General features: G+C 62.9%; 21 protein-coding genes and 1 pseudogene. 3 read left to right on the top strand and 19 right to left on the bottom strand.

The features are described 5' to 3' along the window. From ACK41X_RS15260 to ACK41X_RS15235, 6 genes and pseudogenes are all read right to left on the bottom strand, one after another. Positions 1–203 (bottom strand): annotated as a pseudogene (locus tag ACK41X_RS15260) (hypothetical protein); the annotation flags it as partial. After that, on the bottom strand, positions 200–1,384 hold the full coding sequence (locus ACK41X_RS15255) for an FAD-dependent monooxygenase (RefSeq protein ID WP_409724915.1): 1,185 nt from the start codon (positions 1,382–1,384) through the stop codon (positions 200–202). The gene ACK41X_RS15255 and the pseudogene ACK41X_RS15260, both read right to left, overlap by 4 nt. Positions 1,385–1,510: 126 nt before the next feature. Next, positions 1,511–2,176 (bottom strand): TerC family protein, encoded by a 666-nt coding sequence (locus ACK41X_RS15250; protein ID WP_409724913.1) that lies wholly within the window; start codon positions 2,174–2,176, stop codon positions 1,511–1,513. A 159-nt stretch (positions 2,177–2,335) separates the two neighbouring features. Then, positions 2,336–2,584, bottom strand: coding sequence for a hypothetical protein (locus tag ACK41X_RS15245; protein WP_409724911.1), 249 nt, complete (start codon positions 2,582–2,584; stop codon positions 2,336–2,338). 243 nt (positions 2,585–2,827) lie between these two features. Beyond that, on the bottom strand, positions 2,828–3,442 hold the full coding sequence (locus tag ACK41X_RS15240; RefSeq protein WP_409724908.1) for a response regulator transcription factor: 615 nt from the start codon (positions 3,440–3,442) through the stop codon (positions 2,828–2,830). A 24-nt stretch (positions 3,443–3,466) separates the two neighbouring features. Further along, entirely contained in the window at positions 3,467–5,158 is a 1,692-nt protein-coding gene (locus ACK41X_RS15235) for an ATP-binding protein (RefSeq protein ID WP_409724905.1), read from the bottom strand. Between the two features lie 275 nt (positions 5,159–5,433). Between ACK41X_RS15235 and ACK41X_RS15230 the strand changes: the two genes are divergently transcribed. After that, on the top strand, positions 5,434–7,167 hold the full coding sequence (locus ACK41X_RS15230) for a 4-hydroxyphenylacetate 3-hydroxylase N-terminal domain-containing protein (RefSeq protein ID WP_409724902.1): 1,734 nt from the start codon (positions 5,434–5,436) through the stop codon (positions 7,165–7,167). A gap of 102 nt (positions 7,168–7,269) precedes the next feature. Here the strand turns inward: ACK41X_RS15230 and ACK41X_RS15225 are convergent, their stop codons facing one another. The 6 genes from ACK41X_RS15225 to ACK41X_RS15200 form a co-directional block, all read right to left on the bottom strand. After that, positions 7,270–8,304 carry an ABC transporter ATP-binding protein gene (locus tag ACK41X_RS15225; RefSeq protein WP_409724900.1) on the bottom strand — a complete coding sequence of 345 codons (1,035 nt, stop codon included), beginning with the start codon at positions 8,302–8,304 and terminating at the stop codon, positions 7,270–7,272. Further along, the gene (locus ACK41X_RS15220) at positions 8,291–9,052 is read right to left on the bottom strand and encodes an ABC transporter ATP-binding protein (protein WP_409724897.1); all 762 of its coding nucleotides are present in this window, start codon (positions 9,050–9,052) and stop codon (positions 8,291–8,293) included. Before ACK41X_RS15220 ends, ACK41X_RS15225 begins: the two co-directional genes overlap by 14 nt. Next, positions 9,049–10,005, bottom strand: a complete 957-nt coding sequence (locus ACK41X_RS15215; protein WP_409724894.1) for a branched-chain amino acid ABC transporter permease — start codon at positions 10,003–10,005, stop codon at positions 9,049–9,051. The genes ACK41X_RS15220 and ACK41X_RS15215 overlap by 4 nt, the downstream gene beginning before the upstream one ends. Then, a complete protein-coding gene (locus ACK41X_RS15210; RefSeq protein WP_409724891.1) occupies positions 9,998–10,867 on the bottom strand; it encodes a branched-chain amino acid ABC transporter permease in 870 nt (289 codons plus the stop codon). The genes ACK41X_RS15215 and ACK41X_RS15210 overlap by 8 nt, the downstream gene beginning before the upstream one ends. Before the next feature lie 183 nt (positions 10,868–11,050). After that, a complete protein-coding gene (locus tag ACK41X_RS15205) occupies positions 11,051–12,268 on the bottom strand; it encodes an ABC transporter substrate-binding protein (RefSeq protein WP_409724888.1) in 1,218 nt (405 codons plus the stop codon). 93 nt (positions 12,269–12,361) lie between these two features. Next, positions 12,362–12,892, bottom strand: a complete 531-nt coding sequence (locus ACK41X_RS15200; protein ID WP_409724885.1) for a 2,4'-dihydroxyacetophenone dioxygenase family protein — start codon at positions 12,890–12,892, stop codon at positions 12,362–12,364. A gap of 126 nt (positions 12,893–13,018) precedes the next feature. Between ACK41X_RS15200 and ACK41X_RS15195 the strand changes: the two genes are divergently transcribed. Continuing rightward, complete coding sequence (locus ACK41X_RS15195) at positions 13,019–13,990, top strand: helix-turn-helix domain-containing protein (RefSeq protein WP_409724883.1); 972 nt, start codon at positions 13,019–13,021, stop codon at positions 13,988–13,990. Positions 13,991–14,054: 64 nt separating this feature from the next. On the opposite strand, the gene ACK41X_RS15190 is transcribed toward ACK41X_RS15195, so the two are convergent. The 7 genes from ACK41X_RS15190 to ACK41X_RS15160 form a co-directional block, all read right to left on the bottom strand. Further along, positions 14,055–14,819 (bottom strand): alpha/beta fold hydrolase, encoded by a 765-nt coding sequence (locus ACK41X_RS15190; protein ID WP_409724880.1) that lies wholly within the window; start codon positions 14,817–14,819, stop codon positions 14,055–14,057. Positions 14,820–14,847: 28 nt separating this feature from the next. Next, positions 14,848–16,017 carry an LLM class flavin-dependent oxidoreductase gene (locus tag ACK41X_RS15185; protein WP_409724877.1) on the bottom strand — a complete coding sequence of 390 codons (1,170 nt, stop codon included), beginning with the start codon at positions 16,015–16,017 and terminating at the stop codon, positions 14,848–14,850. 317 nt (positions 16,018–16,334) lie between these two features. Further along, entirely contained in the window at positions 16,335–16,793 is a 459-nt protein-coding gene (locus ACK41X_RS15180) for a YybH family protein (protein WP_409724874.1), read from the bottom strand. Positions 16,794–16,821: 28 nt separating this feature from the next. Next, the gene (locus tag ACK41X_RS15175; RefSeq protein ID WP_409724872.1) at positions 16,822–17,349 is read right to left on the bottom strand and encodes a hypothetical protein; all 528 of its coding nucleotides are present in this window, start codon (positions 17,347–17,349) and stop codon (positions 16,822–16,824) included. Positions 17,350–17,484: 135 nt separating this feature from the next. Then, the gene (locus ACK41X_RS15170) at positions 17,485–18,093 is read right to left on the bottom strand and encodes an aromatic-ring-hydroxylating dioxygenase subunit beta (protein ID WP_409724869.1); all 609 of its coding nucleotides are present in this window, start codon (positions 18,091–18,093) and stop codon (positions 17,485–17,487) included. Positions 18,094–18,095: 2 nt separating this feature from the next. After that, positions 18,096–19,469, bottom strand: a complete 1,374-nt coding sequence (locus ACK41X_RS15165; protein ID WP_409724866.1) for an aromatic ring-hydroxylating oxygenase subunit alpha — start codon at positions 19,467–19,469, stop codon at positions 18,096–18,098. Positions 19,470–19,604: 135 nt separating this feature from the next. Continuing rightward, positions 19,605–21,101, bottom strand: a complete 1,497-nt coding sequence (locus ACK41X_RS15160) for a glutamine synthetase family protein (protein ID WP_409724864.1) — start codon at positions 21,099–21,101, stop codon at positions 19,605–19,607. Positions 21,102–21,286: 185 nt separating this feature from the next. Here ACK41X_RS15160 and ACK41X_RS15155 point away from each other — a divergent pair, with 185 nt between their 5' ends. Then, positions 21,287–22,246, top strand: a complete 960-nt coding sequence (locus ACK41X_RS15155) for a LysR family transcriptional regulator (protein ID WP_409724862.1) — start codon at positions 21,287–21,289, stop codon at positions 22,244–22,246. Positions 22,247–22,267: the final 21 nt, after the last annotated feature.

Here is a 22,267-nt window from a genome sequence, read left to right as displayed (position 1 = left end):
GTCGATGAAGCGCGCGACCTGTGCTGCGCCGCCTTGAAGACAACGCTTCCGTTGCCGCCGAGCACATAGGAAAAGCCGAGCCCGGTGGCGCCGTCGGAATCAGTCAGTTCGACCACGATCACGTCGACCGCGGCGACGCCCGAGCCGCCGACCGCCTGGCTCAGCTTGTACGGAACAAGACCCGCCGTCGCGCGAACGGTCATGTCAGCGGCACGGTCAGCGGATTGTACGAATAGAGCCAGCTGTTGCGGCTCTCACCTTCGTTTCGCTTGGAGAATTCGGCGCGGATCGCGTCCTGCGACGGCAGATGAAACAGGCGGCGGTTCTGCGTCGAGATTTCGACGATGCGCGCGGTTCGGTCAACGCGATTGCGCTGATAGAGATCGAGTGCGTCTGCAATATGATCCTTCATCTGCAGGGCGCGGGCGAGCACCGCGCCGTCCTCGATCGCCATCGCCGCGCCCTGTGCGAGATAGGGCAGCGTCGCATGTGCGGCGTCGCCGAGAATGGTGGCGCGCTTCGTGCTCCAGTTGCGCACCGGCGGGCGATTATGCAGCGACCAGCGATAGCATTGGTCGCGATCCGCGGCGTCGATGATGGTCTGGATCGCCGGATGCCAGCCTTCGTAATCCTGCTTGAGCATTTCCCAGGGAAATTTCTGCGTCCAGGATTCCTCGGACGCCAGCTCCTTCTCGACGATGCCGACGAAATTAAGCAGCGCGCCGCCGCGCAGGTAGTAGCAGACCGCGTGGCCGCCCGGCCCCATGAACACCGACATGACCTGCGGAAGGAACGGCTTTGGCAGCCGCTCCACCGGCACCGTGATGCGCCAGGCGCCGTCGCCGGTATAGGTTGCGGGAATTTCGCCAACGATCTGGCGGGCAATGACGGACTTCAGTCCGTCCGCGCCGATCAGGATATCGCCCTTTGCATTCGTGCCGTCGGCGAAATGCAGCGTTATGCCGTCATCGGTTTCGGTGAAGCCGGTGGCGCGACGATTGAGCCGGATCAGGCCGGGTTTCGCCGCTGCGGCTGCTTCTGCCAGGAGGTTATGCAGGTCGGCCCGGTGCAGCTGGACATACGGTGCGCCGTGTTGGCGGCGGTGCTCCTCAGCGAGCGAAAATTCCTGAATCACCTCGCCGGTGTCGTGCAGCCGGAATACATAGGCGCCCGGCTGAACACCAAGCTTCAGGACTGCCTCTTCGAGCCCCAGATGCCGCAGCACATGCATCGGGTTTGCGCTCATCTGAATGCCGGCGCCGACCTCCCCAAGAGCCGGGGCCTGCTCGTAAACCTCGACATCGTACCCCGCCTTGATCAAACAAAGCGCCGCGGCGAGGCCGCCAAGCCCCGCGCCGACGATCAGAACCTTTTCGCCTGCCATGCTTCGTTATGCCCGCGCGCTCCTCGGCCAATCACGACCGGTACTTGGCATTTTCGGGCAAGACTACGCAACAGCGGACCGCGCTGACGGCGCTGTCCGCGGCTGCGAGTGGCGCGGATCGGGCCCCTATCCGCCGATAAAGGCCCGCGCGTAGGGCAGGATTTCCAGCGAACCGCGGTAAATCATCTCGAGCGCCACATAGAGGATGATGGCCAGGCCGATATAGGCAATCCAGCGGTGCCGTTGCAGCAGATTGGCGATGTAGCTCGCCGCGAGCCCCATCAGGGCGATCGACAGAACCAGACCGAAGATCAGCACGTAAGGGTGGTCACGCGCCGCGCCGGCAACTGCCAGCACGTTATCGAGCGACATCGATACGTCGGCAATGATGATCTGCCAGGTGGCCTGGGCGAAGGTTTTGCGCGGCGCCTTGCCGGCGACCGTTCCGTCGGCATTGATGTCGGTTTCGGTCAGCGCTTCTTCGGCCTCGACGATTTCCTCGTGGGGCGTACGAAGTTCACGCCACATTTTCCAGCAGACCCAGAGCAGCAGCAGGCCGCCGGCCAGCAACAGACCGACGATTTGCAGGAGCTGCGTGGTCATCACGGCGAAAAGGATGCGCAAAATGGTCGCGGCGGCGATGCCGATCAGAATGACCTTGGCGCGTTGTTCTTTCGGCAGGCCGGCGGCGGCAAGACCGATAACGATGGCATTGTCGCCAGCCAGCACCAGGTCGATCATGATGACCTGGAAGAAGGCGCTGAGAACCGAAGGCGTAATGAGGTCGAACACGACCGAACTCCTCTTTCTTGTTATGGAACGGTCCGGTCGGCAGCGGAGGACGTCAAACGTCCCAAACCTGGCGGGGCCATTCCTTGCGGAATTCCAGTCCGACATCGCGACCTGATGCAGATCGCCAGAGGGGCCCGGCCTGGATGATAGCTTGTTACTTTACGGGTGTGTGGATGCGATCCCGAGCAGTTGCAAGACTTGATGTTGCTCGCTGAAGATGCTGGCGGCGACGCCTATCATCGCGCAGCCGCCGGCAAAGTCCCAGATCGTGACCGTTGCCGTGTCGCGCCCGGTGCGGGTCAGGAAGCCGATTGCCGACGCCACTGCTGCCGTCGCAAACGCGACGGCCGCCAATGCAGGCATCAGCAGACCGAACGGAAGATGCGCGGCCAAAACCACGGCCGGCATCGCGGCGATCGCAGCGAATAGAGGAAAATCGAACGATAACAGCCCTTTAGGCCGATCCGAAATGCCCCGCGCCCAACCGCGCTTCATGCCCCACTCCGCGAAGGCGCCCAGCGAACACCGCGCCTTCATGTCGCAGGCTAGGCGGCTGGGGCGTGGTCGTGCAGACGTGTGAATTCCGTAGTATAAATACGGTATCGGTGGGTGTTACGCGTGGCGCCCCAAACCGGGTGCAGACGGCCAGGGTCAGACCTCAATCCGTTGCAGTCGGATCGCCTGCCGAACCAGAACGGCCACACTCTCCGCCTGCATCTTCTCCATGATCTGCGCCCTGTAGCTCTCGACCGTACGGGTCGAGAGGTCGAGTTTCGCAGCGATGGCCTGACTGGTGAAGCCGCTGGCGACGAGATCGAAGATTTCGACCTGACGGGGCGTCAGCCTGCCGAAACGCTCGGCAAGCTCGTCATGTTGCCGGCTGTTGTCCAGTGCAGCGAAGACGCGGGCCATGGCACGATTGATGGCCGCCACGAGCTTGGCGTCGTCGATCGGCTTTTCGATAAAGTCGTCCGCGCCGGCCTTGATCCCCGCAACGGCCATCGGCACATCGGCATGGCCGGAAATCAGGATCACCGGGATATCAATCCTGCGGCGGGCCAATTCGCCCACCAGCGCGATGCCGTCAATGCCCGGCATGCGCACGTCCGCAACCACGCAGCCGGGCCGCGTCGACGGCACCGCAGACAGGAAGGACGCCGCGGAATCGAAAGTCTCAGTCCTGAAACCGAAAACACTCAGCATCTCGCCGATCGCGTCACGGACGGATGTCTGGTCGTCGACGACGAATATGGTGGGTGCAGTCATTTGGGCGAAGCTCGCGCGATGTTGTTATTTTAGGTTGTGCCGCGGTTCAAGCGGGAGCGAGAAGCGGAATTCGGTTCGGCCCGGCTCGCCCGATTGCATCCACAGTCGCCCGCCATGCGATTCGACGATGGCGAGGCATATTGGCAGTCCCAATCCAAGCCCTTCGCTCTTGGAGGTGGTGAGCGGCTCGAACATGGCTTCGGCGAGGCCGGCCGGAACCCCCGGACCGTTGTCGCCGACAGCAATCTCGATCCGGTCCGGGCCGGGCAAGTATTTCGCATCCACGCGGATCGCGCCCCCAGACACGGCCGCGCCGGATAAGGCTTCGGTCGCATTGCGGATGAGGTTGAGAATGACCTGCTCGATCTGCACGCTGTCGCCGTGTCCCATCGGAATCCGGTCCGGGATCGACCATGAAATTGCAATGCCGCGGGAGGTGATGTCAGGGCGTGCGAGCGCCACAGCGTTCTCGATGGTCTCGCCAATAGAGAAACTCGACATATGCGGCCGGCCGCGCCGCAGGAATTCCCGCATCCGGCGCATGACATCGGAGGCGTGATCGATCTGCGAAATCGCGTTGTCAAGATTGGCGCGGGCGCGCTGCAGGTCGGGCGACGGACCTTCGAGGAGATGCTGCGCCGAGCGCGCCAGGGCGCGTGCGGCGGTCATTGGCTGATTGATTTCGTGGGCGAGCGCCGATGCCATGCCGCTGACCAGCGTGAAGCGCGCGGCGCGGCTGGCTTCCATCTCCTTCTCACGCAGGCGGTGCTCTGCAAGGCGGCGCTGCGCTTCGGCCTGCTGGCGTTCACTGACGACGGCGCCGACGACAAGTGCGGTTCCGGTCAGCACCAGCATCAGGGTCTGCATCTCGGTGAAGGCTTTCGCGTCGTAGCCGAAATGATGCATCAGACCGACCAGGGCAAATTGCGTGACAGCCAGCGCGAGGCAGGCGCCGTCGAATCCGTGGCGCACTGCTGCGAGAACCACCGGCACAAACAGGAGGTAGAAATAGCGCAATCCACTTCCGCTCTCGCCGCCGACAATGATCAGCAACGCCGCGCAGCTGAGGGCGGCATAGAACACGACTTCGGCGAGCAGCGGCTTTGAATAGCCCGCAAGCCATGCGCGGCCCTGTACGAGCATCACGACACGCAGCGTCAGCGGCGTCACGACGGAAATGCCGATCAGGTCGCCAAGAAGCAGCGGGGTTGCCGCCGTTGCCACATTGTCGAGCGCAATTCTGTCGTCGAGCAAAAGCAGAACGGCGACCAGCGCCGAACTCACAAAAGCTGCCGCGATGCCTCCGGCAAGCAGCACGACCAGATCGCGCAGATGATAGAGCCCCGCATCGAGGCGCAAGCTGCGGCGGAGCACAACCGCCGCCGCCGCATAGACCAGGGATATGATTGCGGCGACCGCAAGAATAACCGGCCATTGCAGGGCGGTCCGCACCACGATCAGCTCGGCCGCGATCATGCCCACGAACAGGGCAAGACCGAAATGCGGCCCGTACAGCAGCATGAAGGCGAAGACGACGCCCAGGCCCGGATTCCAGGGCGTGATCGGCACGCTCATAAATTCGTGGATGGAACTCAGCCACTCCATGGCAACGAAGATGACCACCAGCGCCGCGCCGAGCGCGCCTCGCGTGATCCAAAAGCGGGATTGGGTGGTCCAATTCCAGCCGCCCTTCAGGGATCGCATCCTGATCGTCATGAAGCCGGCGTTCCGTCCTTGCCCATTTCGGCGGCAGTGTTTCCCAAGTCTAGCCCGGCCCACCGGGCGATCACAGGCCTGTGGCCACGCTCCATTGCGCGCTCCGCTGGAAGCTCCCTTGGGCGCTCGATCGGGCGCTCGATTGGACGCTCTCTTGCCATCGCAAAACCGCTTCCATATCGTAGCGTCATCAAGGGGCTAGATGCTTGATTTCAATCGGGCAATCGACGCCGAAAGCGCCGCACCAAACAGCGGCCAAGGGAGGACGTTTCGAGATGGCTCAGGCGGCGCTTCGCGACGACAAGACGGCCTTTGCGGCCGATCCGGCAACCACCGGCAAGATCAAATCCTCGGCGCCGATGAACGGCGAGCAGTTCCTGGACTCGCTTCGCGACGGCCGCGAGATCTACATCTACGGCGAGCGGGTGAAGGATGTCACCACGCATCCGGCATTCCGCAACACCGCGCGCATGATCGCCCGCCTGTACGACGCGCTGCACGATCCCAAACACAAAGACAAGCTGATGGTGCCGACCGATACCGGCAACGGCGGCATGACGCAGGGCTATTTCAAGGCGCCGAAGAGCGTCGCCGAATCGGTCGCCGGACGCGACGCGATCGCCGAATGGGCGAAGATCACCTATGGCTGGCTCGGCCGCGCGCCGGACTATAAGGCAGCGTTCCTCGGCACGCTCGGCGCCAATGCCGACTTCTACGATCCGTGGCAGGAAAACGCCAAGCGCTGGTATCAGTTCTGTCAGGAGCGGGTTCCGTTCGTCAATCACGCCATCATCCATCCGCCGATCGACCGCAACCTGCCGCCGAATGAGGTCGGCGACGTGTGCTGCCATGTCGAAAAGGAGACCGATGCCGGCATCATCGTTTCGGGCGCAAAGGTGGTCGCGACCGGCTCGGCGCTGACCAACTACACCTTCGTCGCTCATCACGGGCTGATTCCGGTGCAGGACAAGAACTTCGCGGCGATCTTCATGATCCCGACCAATGCGCCGGGCGTGAAATTGATCTGCCGCACGTCCTACGAGATGACGTCGACCGCGATGGGTTCGCCGTTCGACTATCCGTTGTCGAGCCGTATCGACGAGAACGATGCGGTGTTCATTCTCGACAAGGTGCTGGTGCCTTGGGAGAACGTGTTCTGTTACGGCGATGTGGAGAAGGCAAACAACTTCTTCCCGCGTACCGGCTTCTTGCCGCGCGCGCTGCTGCATGGTTGCACGCGGTTGGCCGTGAAGCTCGATTTCATCGCGGGGCTTTTGCTCAAGGCGGTGGAAGCCACCGGCTCGAAGGATTTCCGCGGCGTGCAGGCTAATGTCGGCGAGGTGCTGGTCTGGCGGAATCTGTTCTGGGGCCTGACGGAGGCGATGTCGCGCAATCCGAAACCGTGGGTCGGCGACTATCTGCTGCCGGATATCGAGCCCGCGGGCGCCTACCAGATCGTGTCGACCATGGCCTACACCAAGGTCAAATACATCATCGAGCAGACCGTGGCGTCGGGCCTCATCTATCTCAATTCGTCGGCGCGCGACTTCAAGAATCCGGAGATCCGGCCGTATCTCGACAAATACATGCGCGGCTCCAACGGCTATGCCGCGGTGGATCGAGTGAAGCTGCTCAAACTCCTGTGGGACTCGATCGGCACCGAATTCGGCGGCCGGCACGAGCTCTACGAGATCAATTACGGCGGCTCGACCGAGGAAATCCGCCGCTATGTGCTGTTCGGGGCGATGGCGGGAGGCACGGCGAAGAACCTGCAGGGCTTCGCCGAGCAATGCATGGCCGAATACGATCTCGACGGCTGGAAGGTGCCGGATCTGATCGATCCCGACGAACTCAGCTATCACGCGATCCGCAGCGCCGGCTCGGTGTCGCCGCAGATCGCGCGCGAGCAGGAAGCCGCGCCGAAGCTGCACGCGGTGTCGGCGCCGGGCGGCGGTTTTGCCAGCAGCAACCAGTCCGGCGGATTCCGCAATCCTTACGCAATACCCTGAGGCGTCATTGCCGGACCGCCGCGAAGCGGCGTGATCCGGCAATCCATCTTGCGAATTTGCCGGATTGCCGGGTCAAGCCGGGCGATAACCAAGGAAGCAGACTTACTTCTCGACGCTCCGCGCGTAGGGATTGGCGAAGCCGCCCGACAGATCGCCACGCTCGTGTGCAGGCGCTGCTGCCTCATCGGCAGGGGCTTCGGGCTTTTTCGGTGCGAAATTGTTGGACACGGCCCGTGCATACGGGTTGTAGAAACCGCCCATGGTCTGGCCTCTTTGTGTGAGATCGGCGTCGCCCTCGGGCGAGTGCCGCATATCGTCCCGCGCGGGCGCAATGGTACGGGCGAATGGGTTAACAAACCCTCCCGCAGCCGCTGCCTGTGCCGCTTTTTGAGGCGGCGCCACCGCAGCGGAGGCCGCTTCGGTTTCCGTGCTCAGTCCGAGATAGGCGCGGGCGATCGCTGCGTCCTTCTGCATCTCCGCTGCCGTGCCGGAGGAATGGATGCGACCATTCTCCAGCACATGGACGATGTCGGCGAGCCGCAGCGACTGATGCGCATTCTGCTCGACCAGAACCACAGCCTGTCCGCCTTTCGTGATGGTGCGCAGCGTCGCGAACAATTCCTTGATCAGGCGCGGCGAAAGGCCGAGCGAGGGCTCGTCGAGCAGGAGGAATTTGGGCTCCGACATCAAGGCGCGCGCGATCGCCAGCATCTGCTGCTCGCCGCCGCTCATTGTCTTGGCGAGCTGGTTGCGCCGCTCGGCGAGCCGCGGGAAGGTCGTAAGCTGCTTTTCGAGCTGGCGCACCTCGTCGGCGCGGGCGCGCTCGGGATATGAGCCGAGCTTGAGATTGTCGATCACTGTCATGTCGCCGAACAGGCGGCGGCCTTCCGGAACGAGCGCAATGCCGGCCGCGACAATGCGGTGCGGCGGTTCGTTCTCGATCGGCTTGTCCTCGAACAGAATGCGCGCGCCGGGCTTCGCCCTTACCAGTCCGGCGATGGTCTTGAGCAGCGTCGTCTTTCCCGCGCCATTGGCACCGAGAATGACGGTGGTGCGGGCCGCCGGAATATCGATCGAGACGTCGTGCAGCGCCTCGTGCTTGCCATAGGCGACGCTGACATGTTCAAGCCGCAGCATCTTCGGCTCCGGGATCTGCTCCAAGATAGGCCTGCATCACCAGCGGATTGGAGAGCACCGCGTTCGGCGTGCCTTCGGCGATCTTCTCGCCGGCATTCAGCACCACGCACGTATCGCACAGCGCGCGGATCGCCTCCATGACATGTTCGATCATGACGATGGTGATGCCCTGCGCCTTGATCTGGCGGATCAGCGCGATGCCGACCTTCAGCTCGGTCGGGTTGAGACCGGCCAGCCACTCGTCGAGCAGCAGCAATTGCGGCCGTGTGGCAAGGGCGCGGGCGAGCTCGACCCGCTTTTGGTCGATATAGGTGAGCTGCGAGCCGAACATATGCGCCTGGCCGCCGAGGCCGACCCGCTCGATCAGCGCTTCCGCCTCGTGCGCCGCCACGGTCGGGCTCGCAGGTTCTGCGCCGAACATGCGGCCGAGCATCACGTTCTCCAGCGCGGTCATGCCGGGCAGGACGCGCACCAGCTGGAAGGTGCGGGCGATGCGGGCACGGCAGACCTCGAACGGACGGCGCCCGACCAACTCCTCGCCGCGAAAGCGGATCGAGCCGGCATCGGCGCTGAGTTCGGCGGTGATAAGGTTGAGCACGGTGGTCTTGCCCGAACCGTTCGGACCGATCAGCCCGGCAATGCTGCCGCGGGCGATCTCGAAGGAGACATCGCGGACCGCAACGAGTCCGCCGAAGGCCTTGCGCAGGCCCGACACCGACAAAAGAATCTCCTTCGATGGAACGGTCATGACGCAAACGCCCTTTCGCGCCAGCGCGCGCGCAGGCTGTACCAGTAGCGCTCGATCAGCGGCGCGATGCCGCCGGGGATAAAATACACGATCACGATGAAGCACAGGCCGAGCGCGATGCTGAAATGATGCGGAAAGGTGCCGGCGAGGAATTCCGACAGCAGCACCAGCGGGATCGCGCCGACCATGGGCCCCCAGAAACGGCTCGCGCCGCCGAGCAATGCGGCGATCAGCACCTGGAACGACCACGAATTGTTGAACGCGATGCTCGCGTCGATATACGGGTAGCGCAGTGCCAGCGCAGCGCCGACGAGCGCCATGACCGAGGCCGACAGCGCAAAGCACAGAACCTTGACATGGGTCGTGTTGATCCCGGTGTGGCGCGCGACCGTTTCGTCCTCGCCGATCGAGCGCAACGCGTAGCCAAGACGTGACTGGCTGACATACCAGCTGCCGATCACGGCAATCAGGGCCACGGCGAGCAGGGTGTAATAGATCGTGACATTCGAGACGTCGGAGAAGATGTAACGGGTCGCGGTCTTGTTGATCTTGATCTCCCAGGTATTGATGACCTGGTGGACCAGCTCGGTCAGGCCGAAGGTGAAGACCACGAAATAGACGCCGCGCAGGCGCAGCGTCGATAACCCGACCACGACCGCGACCAGAAATCCGATCGCCGCGGCGGCAAGCAGCGCAAAGCCGATCGGGATATGCACATGAGTGATCGCCAGCGTGTAGATGCCGATGCCGAAGAACGCGGCGGTGGCGAGCGAGATGTAGCGTGTCGCCCCGGAAAAGAACGACCACGCCGTCGCCAGCGCGACATTGGCGAACATCAGCAGAAGGAACGAGATGATGTAGCCGGACGCCATCGCGGGTACCAATGCGAGGATGACCGCGGCTGCGGCAAAGGCGGTGAGCGTCCCCCGGTTCTTGTCGATGAGTTCAGGCACGGGTGAACAATCCGGTCGGCCGCACCAAGAGGATCAGCATGAACAGCCCAAAGTTGATGGCAAGTGTCAGAGATGGATCAATCAGGTAGCCGCCGAGCGCCTCGACCACGCCGAGCAGGATGCCAGCGGCCAGCGTGCCGGTGACGCGGCCGACGCCCGCCATGATGACGACGATCAGCGCCTTCAGCGTGTATTCGACGCCTGACGTGGCGCTGAAGGAAACGAAGGTCGAGACCAGCATGCCGGCGGTTGCAGCGAGCGCGCCGCCCGCGGCGAAGACCAGCGCCGAATGCTTCTTCACATCGATGCCGACGAGGCCCGCCGCGACCGGATCGATGGTGATGGCGCGCAAGGCGGCGCCGATCCGCGTGTAGCGCAGGATACCGTACAGCGCGAGCGCGAGCGCCACGGCGCCGAGAAAGGCGACCAGCCGGTTGAGCGCAATGGTGGCACCAAAGATATGAACCGGCACCGAGAGATAGCTGTAGCCGCGCAGGTCGCCCGACCAGTAGACCAGGGCGAGGCCCTGAAACACGAAGAACAGCCCGAAGGTGACGAGCACGGCGTCTGCGTCGAGCGCGTCCTGGTCCGGCGCGCGCTTGATCAGCGGCACCATCATGAACTGGTAGATCAGCCAGCTCAGCGCGAAGGCAATCGGAATGCTGATGAAGACGCTGAGGAAGGGATTGAGCTTCCACAACATGATGGTGAAGAAGGCAACAAAAGCGCCGCCGACAAAAAACTCGCCGAAGGACAGGTTGAGAATGCGGGCAATGCCGTATTGCAGATTCAGGCCGAGCGCGATGAGACCATACATCCCGCCGAGCAGCAGTCCGTTGAGGAAGACTTCGAACAGGATCACCGATTACGCGTCCGTCTACGCATCCGTCAGGGTCAATCCAAGGGTCAATCCAAGGGTCAACCGAAGGGTCAATCCATTGTCATGCCCCGCCGAAACGGGGCATCCAGTCAGTCAGGCGGCAACAATCTTGACTGGATCGCCCGCTTTCGCGGGCGATGACAGTTCGTGGAAGGGCGGTGGCGGTCAGGACCAGGCCGGTTTCGGGAAGATGGGCTGCCGTGCCCCGGCCTTTTCGGCGGGGAACACGCCGACGACCTCGCCGTTCTGCCATTGACCGACGGCCCATGGATTGGTGTTGCGCTGGTCCTTGTAGGAAAGCTCGCCCCAGAGCGTCTTGAACTTGTCGCGGGCGATGACGTCGCGGATCTTCTTGCGGTCGATCTCGCCGACGGTTTCGATCGCCTGCTGCGTCACCTGAAGTGCGCCATAGACGTTGATGGCGCCGGCTTCGGACGGACGATTAAACATCGCCTGATGGGCCTTGTTGTATTCGGCCATGCCGGGTTCGTCCGGATTGAGTCCGCCATAGACCAGAATGCCGTTGACGTTGTTGTTGTATTTGCCCTTGAGGCCGGGGAACACGCCGCCGATGGCCAGATACATGATCTGCGGATTGAAGCCGACGATCTTGCATTGTTCGGGGAGCGCGAAGGTTTCCGGCGGATAGCTCATGGCGATGAAGGCGTCGGGACTCGTGGCCATCGCCTCGCGAACCAGGGGCTGCAGGTCCGATGCCGGGAACGGGTAGCCCTTGTTGAAGACGATGTCGATGCCGTTCTTCTTCGCAGCTTCCACGAATGCGGTGCTCATTTCGAGGCCGTATTCGATGTTGGGGTGAATGACCGCGGCCGTCCCCTTGATCTTTCCGCTTTTCTTCAGATCTCCGATCATTTTCGCGACCGGCTCGGTCGACTCGTTCGGCTGCGAGATATTCCAGAACGCAAACGGCCAGCGCGGACCCAGCGTGTAGGTCTTGTTGGTGGTCGCCGTCGTGTAGATCACCGGATATTCGAATTTGTTTGTGATCGGCGCCGATGCCAGGTTCATGTGGCTGGCATAGGGGCTCAGGATCATGTCCACCTTGTCCTGCTGGATCAGCCGCTCGGTGAGTTTGAGCACTTCGTCCGGCTTGCCCTGGTCGTCATAGCTGACGAATTCGATCGGCACCTTCTTGCCGAACTTCTTCAGCATGATGCCGCCGTCGTCGTTCACGCGCTTCTGCCAGAGCCGGTATTGCGAGATGCTGGTCGATTCCGCGCCCGGTCCGAGCGGGCCCGATTGCGTGATCGCATAGCCGAAGCGGATGCTGTTCGGCGCGCTCTGCGCCTGCGCATAGACTTTCGGCAAGGTAACGGCGCCGGCGAGCGCCGCGCTGCCTTTTACGAATGTTCTTCTGTCCATGGAATCCTCCCGTTGTTTCCTGCGTGGCCCAGCCGGCTTCTTTGTCCGGTCTCTCGCCGCACCGTATCTTGTTGAGCGGACATAAAGGCTACATCACCGGAAAAGGGTGTCAACGTAGCCTGCGCCCAGCCCTACTTTTTCGTAATGCGCCCGGGCCAGCGCGATATAATCGTGTACGTCGAAATGCCCGATCGAATTGCCCTGATCGTCCAGCCAGATCAGCGGCCCCTTGACGTTGAAATGGACGAGCATGGGATCGGGGTGGTGATGGGCAACGAGGGTATGGCTCTCGCCCGGCGTTTCGTAGACAAAATCCCCGGCGGTCGCGATCCAGTCGTGTTCCAGATAGCTCCACTTGCCCGACAAGGTGAAAGCAAAAACCTCATGCGGGTGGTAATGGCGATTGACCAGGCCGGGGCCGTCGGCGCGCAGGATGTCGGCCCACCGGTTCTGGCTCGGCGAGATCCAGAGTGGGCGCGACGACACGGTATCCGTGAATGGCACGTAATAGCGCCGGTCGTCAGTGGCGGCATTGGCGATGTGTACTTCGGGCTTGGCGTCCGGCTTGAACACATTTTTGATCGCCGGAATGCTGCGCCAGAACTCTTCGGCCATCTTTTGCATGAGCGTCTCCCGCAGTTTTTGTTTGCCGTCACTTTAGGCGATCCGGCTGCGACAGGTTATCGCCAACAGGACCACTTGCTTGCGCCCCGAGGACGCCGGTAGCATTGCCGGCAGGAGGAACCACCGATGAGCAGCGCGATAACGGTGCCGCAGCGCGAATGCTCCACCGATTTCGTGCCGCCGCACGAGCGGCTGGCCTTCTGGGACGAATATAACAGTTGCGAATTGGTCGGTTTGCGCTGCAGCAGTTACACTGCGCAGGGTCTGGAGGCGCGCCAGCGCAACTTTGATCTTGGTTCGCTGAAACTCGCGGATATTGCCGGCAATGCGCATGTGATCGAGCGCACACCGGACCTGCTGCGCCGCTATCCGAGAAACTCGGTATTCGTCGCTGTTGTCGAACAGGGCGAAATCTTTCTGTACCAGAGCGGGCGCTGTCTTGAGGCCCGTATGGGTGATGTACTGATTTACCCGACTTGGGAGCCGTATCTTTGCGGGTTTGCGCGGCAGGCGCGACAATTCATCGTCGATGTGCCGCAGTCTCTGAGGCTGTTCGGCGAGCGCTGGCCAAGACCCGATGGTCCGATCAAGATTGACGGTTCGATTCAGGGTGGGCGTGCGCTCGGCGGCGAGCTCGCCAAGACCCTCAAGGCGTTCGTGGCGCGCCCGCTGGTCAGCGAGGCTGAACGCATCACCGACCGGATGCACAGTTTGTGTCATGCGCTGCTGACACTGCCGCACGATCTCGACCGGATCGGTGCGTCCCCATACGTGCGGCGCCTGCGTGCCGAAGCTTTTATCGCCGAACGTCTTGGCGACGAGGCCCTCGATGCCGCCATGGTGGCGCGCCATGTCGGGCTTTCGCCGCGGCATCTGAACCGGCTGTTTGCGCAAGACGGTTGGACCGTGACGCGCTGGATTTGGGAGCAGCGACTTGCGCTCGGCTACCGGCTGCTCGCCGATCCGGCGTACCGCCGGCTTGCCATTGCAGACATCGTGCAGCGCTGCGGCTTCACCAGCGCTGCACACTTTACCTCAGCATTCAAGGCGCGCTACGGCATGACGCCGTCGGAACAGCGCGCCGCCGCTGGCGGCTGAGGGACATTGTCCCGGCCGGAACCTGCAAAACCGCGGCACCCTTAAGGCCAGAGCCCGATCCGGCTCAGCTCATGAAGCGGGCGACCGCGTCGACCGCCTCGGGTCGCTCCAGATGCACGAGGTGGCCGGCGCCCTTGTAGACCTGGATGTCGGCATTCGGGATGAACTTGCGCCAGGTTTCGGCCTGACCGGCCGGGATGATCTTGTCCTCCTCGCCCCAGATGATCTGGGTCGGCACCTTGATGCGGTGCAGATAGCGCATGAATTTGGGATCGCCCGGATGCTCCCAGAACAGCCGCGCCACTGTGGTGGCTTCGCGATAGCGCTCGCCCATGAAGTCGAGATCCGGCTTTTCCGGCAGTTTCGGCTTCAGCACGTCGAAATTGGAGACCAGCAGCCCCGGCACCGCTTCGCCCGGCACCGCAAGGATGTCGAGCATCGGGTTCTTCGGATCGATCAGGCCCGCGGGTGCGATCAGCGTCAGCTTCTTGACGCGATGGCCGTGTTCGCTTGCGAATTTTGCCGCCAGATAGCCGCCCATCGACAGCCCGACCAGATTGAACCGGTCGAGCTTGAGCATGTCGAACAGCTCGAGATAATGCATGACGTAGTCATGCATGGTGGTGAAGGTCGGATCGTCTCCGGATTCGCCGAAGCCCGGATGATACGGAACGATGACGCGGAAGCGGTCGGTCCAGCGCTCGGCGAAGTCGAAGCCGTCGACGGTGCCGGCGCCGTGGAAGAACACCAGCGGCTCGCCATGGCCCGCGGTATGCACGACGGTCTTGACGCCGTCGACGGTGAGGGTCTGACGCTCGAATTTGCTCATTCTCGTTATTCCCGTTACTCGGCAGCCATTATTCAGCGGCCATGCGTTGCGGAGACCCGGCACGCTCGCGCAGCCGCGGCATCACTTCCTCGGCGAACAGCGTCAGGTTCTTCACCGTCTTCCAGTGCGGCATATCGGCGACATGCATCACGCTGTTGATGTGGTTGGTCTTCATGCGGACCGTCCACTCGCCGATGTCGTTCGCCACCTTGTCCGGAGTGCCGACCGAGATGAAGAAGGACGACGAGATCGCCTTGAAGTCGAACCCGCCATGCATCTTGTCGGCAGTGGCGGCGCGCACCTTCAGCTGATCGACCGAGAGATAGCCGGGGGGCGCGAGATATTGCGGCACCGTGCGGGCGTAATCCTCGAAGAAGCGCTGCAGATGCGGGATATATTCCTTCTCCGCCTGCTCCTGGGTCTCCGCGACATAGACGAAGGTCAGGAGCGGGAGCTGCTCGGGCCGCATGGTGTGGCCGAAATGCGCGGCGCGCTCGCGCAACTGCTCGTTCAGCTCCTTGGCGCGCGCCTGCGTGACGAACACCGACGAATAGCCGAAGCCCAATTCGGCCGCGATCTCGATGGTTTCCGGCGAGCCGGTGCCGACGATGTAGCAGGGCGGATGCGGCCGCTGATACGGACGCGGCCACGGATTGAGGAAGCGGTAGGTATAGTGATTGCCATAATGTGTGGTCGGGCCGTCCTCGGTCCAGGCCTGCAGGATGATCTTCAGCGATTCGCGAAACTTCTCGCGCGCGGTCGCAGGGTTCACCGGGTTGGACCAGTATTCCATGCCGGTGCCGAGCGGGAAGGCGACCTCGAGGCGGCCCTTCGACATCACGTCGAGGGTTGCGTATTCCTCGGCCAGCCGGTTCGGCATCATGAAATTCGGCGGCGTCCCCCAGACGCAGATGCGCACATTCTTGGTCTGCGCGACGATCGCCGAGGCGATGATGTTCGGCGTCGCCATCAGCGAATAGACGGTGTTGTGATGCTCGTTCACCACCACCGCGTCGTAGCCGAGCTCGTCCGCCAGCACGAGTTCGCCGATATAGCGGTTGTAGAGTTCATGCCCCTTGTCGGGGTCGAAATACTTGTTCGGGAAACTCACCCAGGTGGACTTGAACTCCTTGTGGTTCTCCGGGAGGTACGAATACGGCATGAAATGCATGGCGTTGAAGCGAAGTGGCGCAGCCATCGCGGGTCTCTCCTTGGCGTGTTCCTCTTGGGACGCCCGCCGTTGCCCGGCGATGCGTACCGGGTCTTTGCGACCCGTTTCCCTCACGATCATTCTGAGATTGGGCCTTGAACGAGTCAACGGCGGCAAGACGCTGCGGCCACGCTCCGTTGCCACAGGACGAATTGAGGTTTTGCTGGCAAAACGTCGTGAGCCGTAACGAGCTGCGCAAATCTGGAGCAGCAGCCGACCGGCAGCATGAATCGGCGCGGGCGAGGAGCCCGCTACGCGGCCCACTCCAGCCCCGGTGGGCGGGCTGCGCTGACCGGCCCGTCAGGCTACCCGGCTTCCGGCCTCTGCCCATACGACGGCACCGGCGTGCCAGGCACGAGCGACACGTGGGTATGGGTCATGAACCAGGGCGCATCGATGGTTTCGCGCATCAGGGTCGCGGTGACGCGCGCCGGCCGCTCGAAATGCGAGCCGTCCCTGTGAATGCCGGTGGTGCGGGCCATTACCGCACCCATCGCCATCAGCCGGTCCGGCGAGACGACGATCTCAAGCGTCGCCAGATCGTGGCGGTAATCTGCGAGGGTCGGCCAGACCGCGCGCCATTGCTCGGCTTCCAGCGCCGCGCGCGAGGTCAGCATCTTGCCGAGCGAGCCGAAGGCGATCACGTCCTCCGTATAGAGCTCGCGGGCGCGCCTGAAATCGACATTGCCGACCAGGGTGCCCCAGCGTTCGAAAAAGGCTTCGATCGAGCGTCTGTCGTCGTCGGAAACCGGGAGGCGTTTCATCGTTGTCTCGAGGCTCGGGTATTGCGCGTCACAGCTGCATCTGCTGGCGCGCATCCGCGATGGTGACGGCCGGCAGCCGGATCACGCCCTGTTTGGTGGTGATGACGATCTGGTCTGCGGCGGTCAGTCCCTCGATGAACTGGTTGTAGCGCTGGGTCAGGGTGCCCCATCTTTTCTTGCGGTCGGTCATGCCGAAGTCGTTCTGCGTGAAATAGATCGCCGGCTTCCCGTTCTGCTCTTCGGTCCTGAGGTCGCCGTCCATGCGCCAGCGCTTTGCGCCGGTCTCGATCCGGACCCGGACCGGGCCCGTGATCTGCGGCCCTTCCGGATAGGCGAACCAGATGCTGATGGTGCGGCCTGCGCGAACCAGGAAGATCACCTTGCCGTCACTGACAAAGGACAGGTTGGCCGCATCCGCGGCGTCCTTCTCGAAGCGCCAATAGCCCTGCATCGGCACTGTCGATTGGTCGTGCTTCGATTTGTCCTGCGCGGATCCGATTGCCGGGAGCAGCACAAACGAGAAGGCGAATAGCAGCGCGGCGGCGAGGCGGGACATCCGGGTATTCCTGGGGAACAATTCTTGACCAGACGCCATATTAGCCCGTCATTGCAGGCGAAGCGAAGCAATCCCCATACCCACTCCAGTGCCTCCCGGGTTGCTTCGCCTCCCGTTCCTTGCCGTGATGGCCGGCTACAGCACGATGCTCGGATTGCGGATGCACTGGTCGCAATCGATCAGGTTGAGCTGGCGCACCGCGATCATCCACGCGCCGCCCTCTTTCACGTAGCGGTGACCGCACCAGGCATAGAGGCAGCGCGTCTCGAAGCCGCGGAACTCGGCGATCATCACGTTGGAGCGGACCATCCGCGTATCGGCGCGCCCGGCATCGAACACCTCGACATTGGTGACGAGCCGCACGGTGCGTGACTTCGGCTTCTGCGACCAGGCATAGCCGGTGCGCAGCCGGTACACCCGGTCCTCCAGCCGCCGCCGGTCGTCGAAGGTGATGGCGATCTCCTTGCGTGGATCGCCGCCATTTGGCGTCGAGGGCAGCCAGTAGACGCATTCCGGCGTGAACAGCGTCAGCCAGTCCTCCAGCCGGTCCTGGTCGAGCAACCGCGCCTCATGCTCCAGCAGGCCGCGGAACAGGTCGCGTTCGACAGGATCGTTGATGACGAAATCGTCGCGCTGCCAGTTGGAAAAATCGGAGATGATTCCCTCGTACAGCGCATCGGTGACGTAGAACGAGGTCTTGTGCGGGTCGTGCCTGACGGGTGCTTGGCTTTCTTGTGCTTGCATGATCACGGCTCCCGCTTGATCTGGACGTTCGGCTCGGTCTGCATCAGCCGCTTCCAGTACTGGATATATTCCCGCATGAACATCTCGTCGGTGGCCGGCGCCTTCAGGACGCCGTCACCGCAATCGACGATGCGGCCGGGGATATCCATGCCGCGATGCATGTAGACCCACTCATCCTCGAAGGCCGCAAGCCCGCGCTGGATCTCCTCGAAATTGGCAAGGTCGTCCACTTCGCCGAAATTCGGGAAGCCCTCCTGTGTGCGCATGCGCAGCGCATTGATCAGCGGCAGCGCGTCGCCCCAGACGCCCTCGTCGTCCACCACGGCGGTGCCGTACCAGATCGCGTTGGTCTCGCTGACGCTGAGCGGTTCGAAGACTTGCAGGTGGTTTCCGAGAATCGAAAGATTGGGAAAGATATTGATGTTTACGGGCTCCGACGAAGCGAGATCGAGCGCTTCCGGTGCCCGGTCGCCGAGGCGGCGGCGAAGCTCCGCCTCATAATGCTCCATGCCGGGATGCGGGCTCTCCACCGACCACATCGCGCCCGGTTTGATCTCCATGTTCGGTCGCTTGTCCTTGAAGTGGTGGCCGTGGCCGAAATACTTCATGTACATCGGCGCTTCGTCCGGGCGGCCCTTGTAATAGGACATGCCCTTGTCGGCCTCCGCCACCAGCCGGTTCTCCATGTCGAGCAGCGAGCGGTGCGAGAACACGACATGATAGCCGTCGCATGAATTGTCGTAGGCGAGCTTCCAGTTGCCGTTGTATTTGAGGCGATTGGCCTCGCAGATCGCGACCTTGCCGCCGGGGTGACGGTCGAGCCATTCGTCGAGCGGCCCCTTGATGCCGCCGAGATACTCCTCGAGCGGCGGCATATCCATGTTCAGCGTGCCGAAGATGAAGCCGCGATAGCTTTCAACCCGCGGAATTTGCGCAGCGTTGAAGCGGGTTTCGGCAACGTCATTGGCGTAGCCGTCCGGCCAGGGCACGTTGCGGATCGAGCCGTCATTGTTGAAGGTCCAGCCGTGATAGGGGCAGCGGAACACATTCGAGTTGCCCTTTTCCAGCCGGCACAGCGTGGTGCCGCGATGGGTGCACCGATTGTACAGCGCGCGGATTTTGCCCTTGGTGTCGCGCAGCACGATGATCGGCCGCAGGCCGAGCTTGCTCAGGACGTAGTCGTCGTTGTTCGGGATCTGGCTCTCGTGCGCGAGATAGACCCAGACCGCGCCGAAGATATGCGTCATCTCGGCGGTGAAGATCGCGGGATCGGTATAGATCAGCTGATGCACGCGGTCGCGCTGCACCAGCTGGTCGTAGTCGTAAGGCGGCGACAGATAGGCGGTGCGCGTCAGATTTGTGGTTTTTTCCAGCATGGGGTTCAGATCCTTTGCCGTGATTGTTGAGTTGCTCTGCCGGCGCCCCACACGCCGCTCATTCCCGCGAAAGCGGGAATCCAGTCTTCTTGCGTCTGAGTCCCCGCCTCCGCAGGGACGAGCGGGCGCTGCGACCTAGAAATAATCGAAATACTCATTCTGCTCCCACTCGGTCGGCTCGCCGGCCGGATCCCAGGCGGTGCCGTGTTCGCTCTTCCATTTCTCGAAGCGGCTGAGTTCGGTGCGTTTGAAGGCGAGGAAATAATTGACGAAAGTCTCGCCGAATTGTTCGCGGAACAACGCGGACGCCTCCAAGGCAGCAAGCGCATCCTGCAGAGTCTTCGGCAGCAGCGAAAAGTCAGAATTATACGGGTTCAGCTCCTGCGGACCCGGCTCGCGCTTGTTGGCGATGCCGTCGAGGCCCGAGACGATCTGCGCCGCAATATAGAGATACGGATTGGCCGACGGCTCGCCGATCCGGTTCTCGATCCGCGTCGCCGGATCGAAAGGCGCGCCGAGCACGCGCGCCATCACGCCGCGATGGTCATAGGCCCAGGTGGCGCGGTCGGGTGCCAGCGAGTTCGGCTTGTAGCGGCGGTAACCGTTCACGGTCGGCGTGGTGAAGGGCGTCGCCGCCTGTGCATGCGCCAGCAGTCCTGCGAGATACTGCATGCCGACCGGCGAGAGCGGATCGCCGGCTTTGGTCGGCATGAACATGTTCTTCTTGCCGCTTGCATCGGACAGCGACTGATGCAGATGCCAGCCGCTGGCGCAGAAGCCGGGAATCGCCGGCCGGGCCATGAAGCTTGCGAGATAGCCCATCCGGCGCGTGATCTGGCGCGTTGCGCTGCGGAACAGGATCAGATTGTCGGCCGTGGTCAGCGCATCCCTTGGCGCAAAGGTGCATTCGACCTGACCCGGTCCCCATTCGTTTTCGATCGAACGCAGCGGCAGGTCGATTGCCTCGAAATGCTCGCATAAGGCCGTCAGCACCGGCTGCATGATGTCGAAATTGGACTCAGAGTGATACGAATACCCGGTCTCGACAGGATGGGTGCGGACCGGCTTGCCCTTGATGCCGATGGCGTTGGTGTTTTCCGGCGCGATCGGATCGCCGGCGAGGCGCAGGAGATACCATTCGACTTCGAGCCCGACCGTCAGTCCGAATTTCTGCTGCTTCAGGCGCGCCAGCTGTTTCTTGAGGAGCTGCCGCGGCGAGAAGTGAAACGGGATGCCGGTGTTGAAATATTCGTCGCAGATCACCCAGCCGATGCCCGGCGCCCATGGCAGCACACGGAAGGTCGACGGATCCGGCACGATGGTGAGATTGGGCGAGCCCGTCATCTCCTCGAGCCCCATGCCGCCGCCGGGCGTGAAGGAGGCGAAGGTCCGCGCGCCCGAGGCGTCGAGCGTCGTGGTCGCGACATTGATGTTGTAGCCGCCGGTCAGTGCCGACAGGAACGCCGGGATCGTCACTTCCTTGGTGCGCGCATGGCCGTGGGTGTCGGACCAGACCAGCCGGATCAGCTTCAGCTTGTGTCTGGCGATCAGCGCCTTGAGCGCGCGCGCCTGTCGGGCCTGTTCGGCGGTCCAGAGTCCGAAGCGGTCGATAAACGGGGCAGGTTTCGTCATCTGCAGTCCGGGGCGGGAAAAACGGGGGGAGGAATCCATGGATCGGCCGGACTTTAGCGCTTTCGATGAGAGAAGCTGGAGCAATTCTGAAAAACCGCTACACTTTCTTCAAATGAATAGTTGGCGCGAATTCATATCATAAGTGACATATGTCAAAATGGCCCTGCAAACCGGCGTCCAGCCCCGTGTCCAGAGCACGTAAATCCGGTCAGACGCTGCGCCGCCGCATCCGGCTGCGCCAGCTCGAGTTGCTGGCGGCGCTCGAACAGGCGCCGACACTGAGCGCGGCAGCGCGCGAGGTGCGGCTGTCGCAGCCTGCGGCCTCGAAACTGCTCGGTTCGTTGTCCGGCGACCTGTCGATCAACCTCTTCGAGAAGGAGGGACGTTCGCTGCGGCCGACGGCAGCCGGGCGCGCGCTGATCCGCCACGCGGCGAACCTCATTGGCAATCTTGATCGGGCGCAGGCCGAGATCGAGGCCATCGAAAGCGGGCTGTCGGGCACGGTCGCGGTGGGAGCAGGCATCGGCGCTTGCTACGTGCTGATGCCCCGCGCGCTGTCGCTGCTGCTCGATCGCACACCCGATGTGATCGTGACCATGCGCGAAGGCGCGATGGAGGAGCATTTCGCGATGCTGCGCGACGGCCGGCTCGATCTGGTCATCGGCCGCGTCGAGCCGGCTCTGGTGGACCGCAATTTCGCGATGGACGAGCTTTACGATCCCGCGATTTGTATCGTCGCGGGTCCGCAGCATCCCCTGGTGCGCGGTTCGCCGGTCGGCTGGGCGAAACTGGCCGAACAGGACTGGATCCTGCCGCAGGACGGCACGCCGATGCGCGCCGGGATCGAGCGCATCTTCCGTCGCGTAAAGCGCAGGCCCGCCCGCTGCATGATCGAGTCCTCCTCGATCCAGACCAATGTCAGCCTGATGAATGCGCGCAATCTGTTGTGGGTGCTGTCGGAAGACATCACCGCCTATTTCGAGGCGCTCGGCCTTCTCAAGCGGGTTCCGGCGGAAACCATGCGCACGGCCGCCGCCCTGTCTGCGGTACGCACGCGCGGCCGCACGCTGCCGCCTGCCGCGGCGCGGCTGATCGACTGCCTCAAGGCCGCGGCACGGGAGATTTCAGTGGCGGCGCAGCTCTGACATTTCGCGGGCCTTTCGTTC

The organism is Pseudorhodoplanes sp., assembly GCF_046289595.1.
In the GTDB taxonomy this organism is placed as follows: Bacteria; Pseudomonadota; Alphaproteobacteria; order Rhizobiales; family Xanthobacteraceae; genus Pseudorhodoplanes.
Note: the sequence above shows the minus strand (reverse complement) of the source record. Positions and strands in the feature narration are given on the sequence as shown.

Coding starts and splice junctions, on each gene's coding strand:
- ACK41X_RS15225 (WP_409724900.1), bottom strand. CDS start 8,304: ATGCTGCGGCTTGAACATGTCAGCGTCGCCTATGGCAAGCACGAGGCG.
- ACK41X_RS15255 (WP_409724915.1), bottom strand. CDS start 1,384: ATGGCAGGCGAAAAGGTTCTGATCGTCGGCGCGGGGCTTGGCGGCCTC.
- ACK41X_RS15245 (WP_409724911.1), bottom strand. CDS start 2,584: ATGCCGGCCGTGGTTTTGGCCGCGCATCTTCCGTTCGGTCTGCTGATG.
- ACK41X_RS15205 (WP_409724888.1), bottom strand. CDS start 12,268: ATGGACAGAAGAACATTCGTAAAAGGCAGCGCGGCGCTCGCCGGCGCC.
- ACK41X_RS15165 (WP_409724866.1), bottom strand. CDS start 19,469: ATGCTGGAAAAAACCACAAATCTGACGCGCACCGCCTATCTGTCGCCG.
- ACK41X_RS15195 (WP_409724883.1), top strand. CDS start 13,019: ATGAGCAGCGCGATAACGGTGCCGCAGCGCGAATGCTCCACCGATTTC.
- ACK41X_RS15185 (WP_409724877.1), bottom strand. CDS start 16,017: ATGGCTGCGCCACTTCGCTTCAACGCCATGCATTTCATGCCGTATTCG.
- ACK41X_RS15180 (WP_409724874.1), bottom strand. CDS start 16,793: ATGAAACGCCTCCCGGTTTCCGACGACGACAGACGCTCGATCGAAGCC.
- ACK41X_RS15240 (WP_409724908.1), bottom strand. CDS start 3,442: ATGACTGCACCCACCATATTCGTCGTCGACGACCAGACATCCGTCCGT.
- ACK41X_RS15230 (WP_409724902.1), top strand. CDS start 5,434: ATGGCTCAGGCGGCGCTTCGCGACGACAAGACGGCCTTTGCGGCCGAT.
- ACK41X_RS15160 (WP_409724864.1), bottom strand. CDS start 21,101: ATGACGAAACCTGCCCCGTTTATCGACCGCTTCGGACTCTGGACCGCC.
- ACK41X_RS15190 (WP_409724880.1), bottom strand. CDS start 14,819: ATGAGCAAATTCGAGCGTCAGACCCTCACCGTCGACGGCGTCAAGACC.
- ACK41X_RS15200 (WP_409724885.1), bottom strand. CDS start 12,892: ATGCAAAAGATGGCCGAAGAGTTCTGGCGCAGCATTCCGGCGATCAAA.
- ACK41X_RS15220 (WP_409724897.1), bottom strand. CDS start 9,052: ATGACCGTTCCATCGAAGGAGATTCTTTTGTCGGTGTCGGGCCTGCGC.
- ACK41X_RS15235 (WP_409724905.1), bottom strand. CDS start 5,158: ATGACGATCAGGATGCGATCCCTGAAGGGCGGCTGGAATTGGACCACC.
- ACK41X_RS15175 (WP_409724872.1), bottom strand. CDS start 17,349: ATGTCCCGCCTCGCCGCCGCGCTGCTATTCGCCTTCTCGTTTGTGCTG.
- ACK41X_RS15170 (WP_409724869.1), bottom strand. CDS start 18,093: ATGCAAGCACAAGAAAGCCAAGCACCCGTCAGGCACGACCCGCACAAG.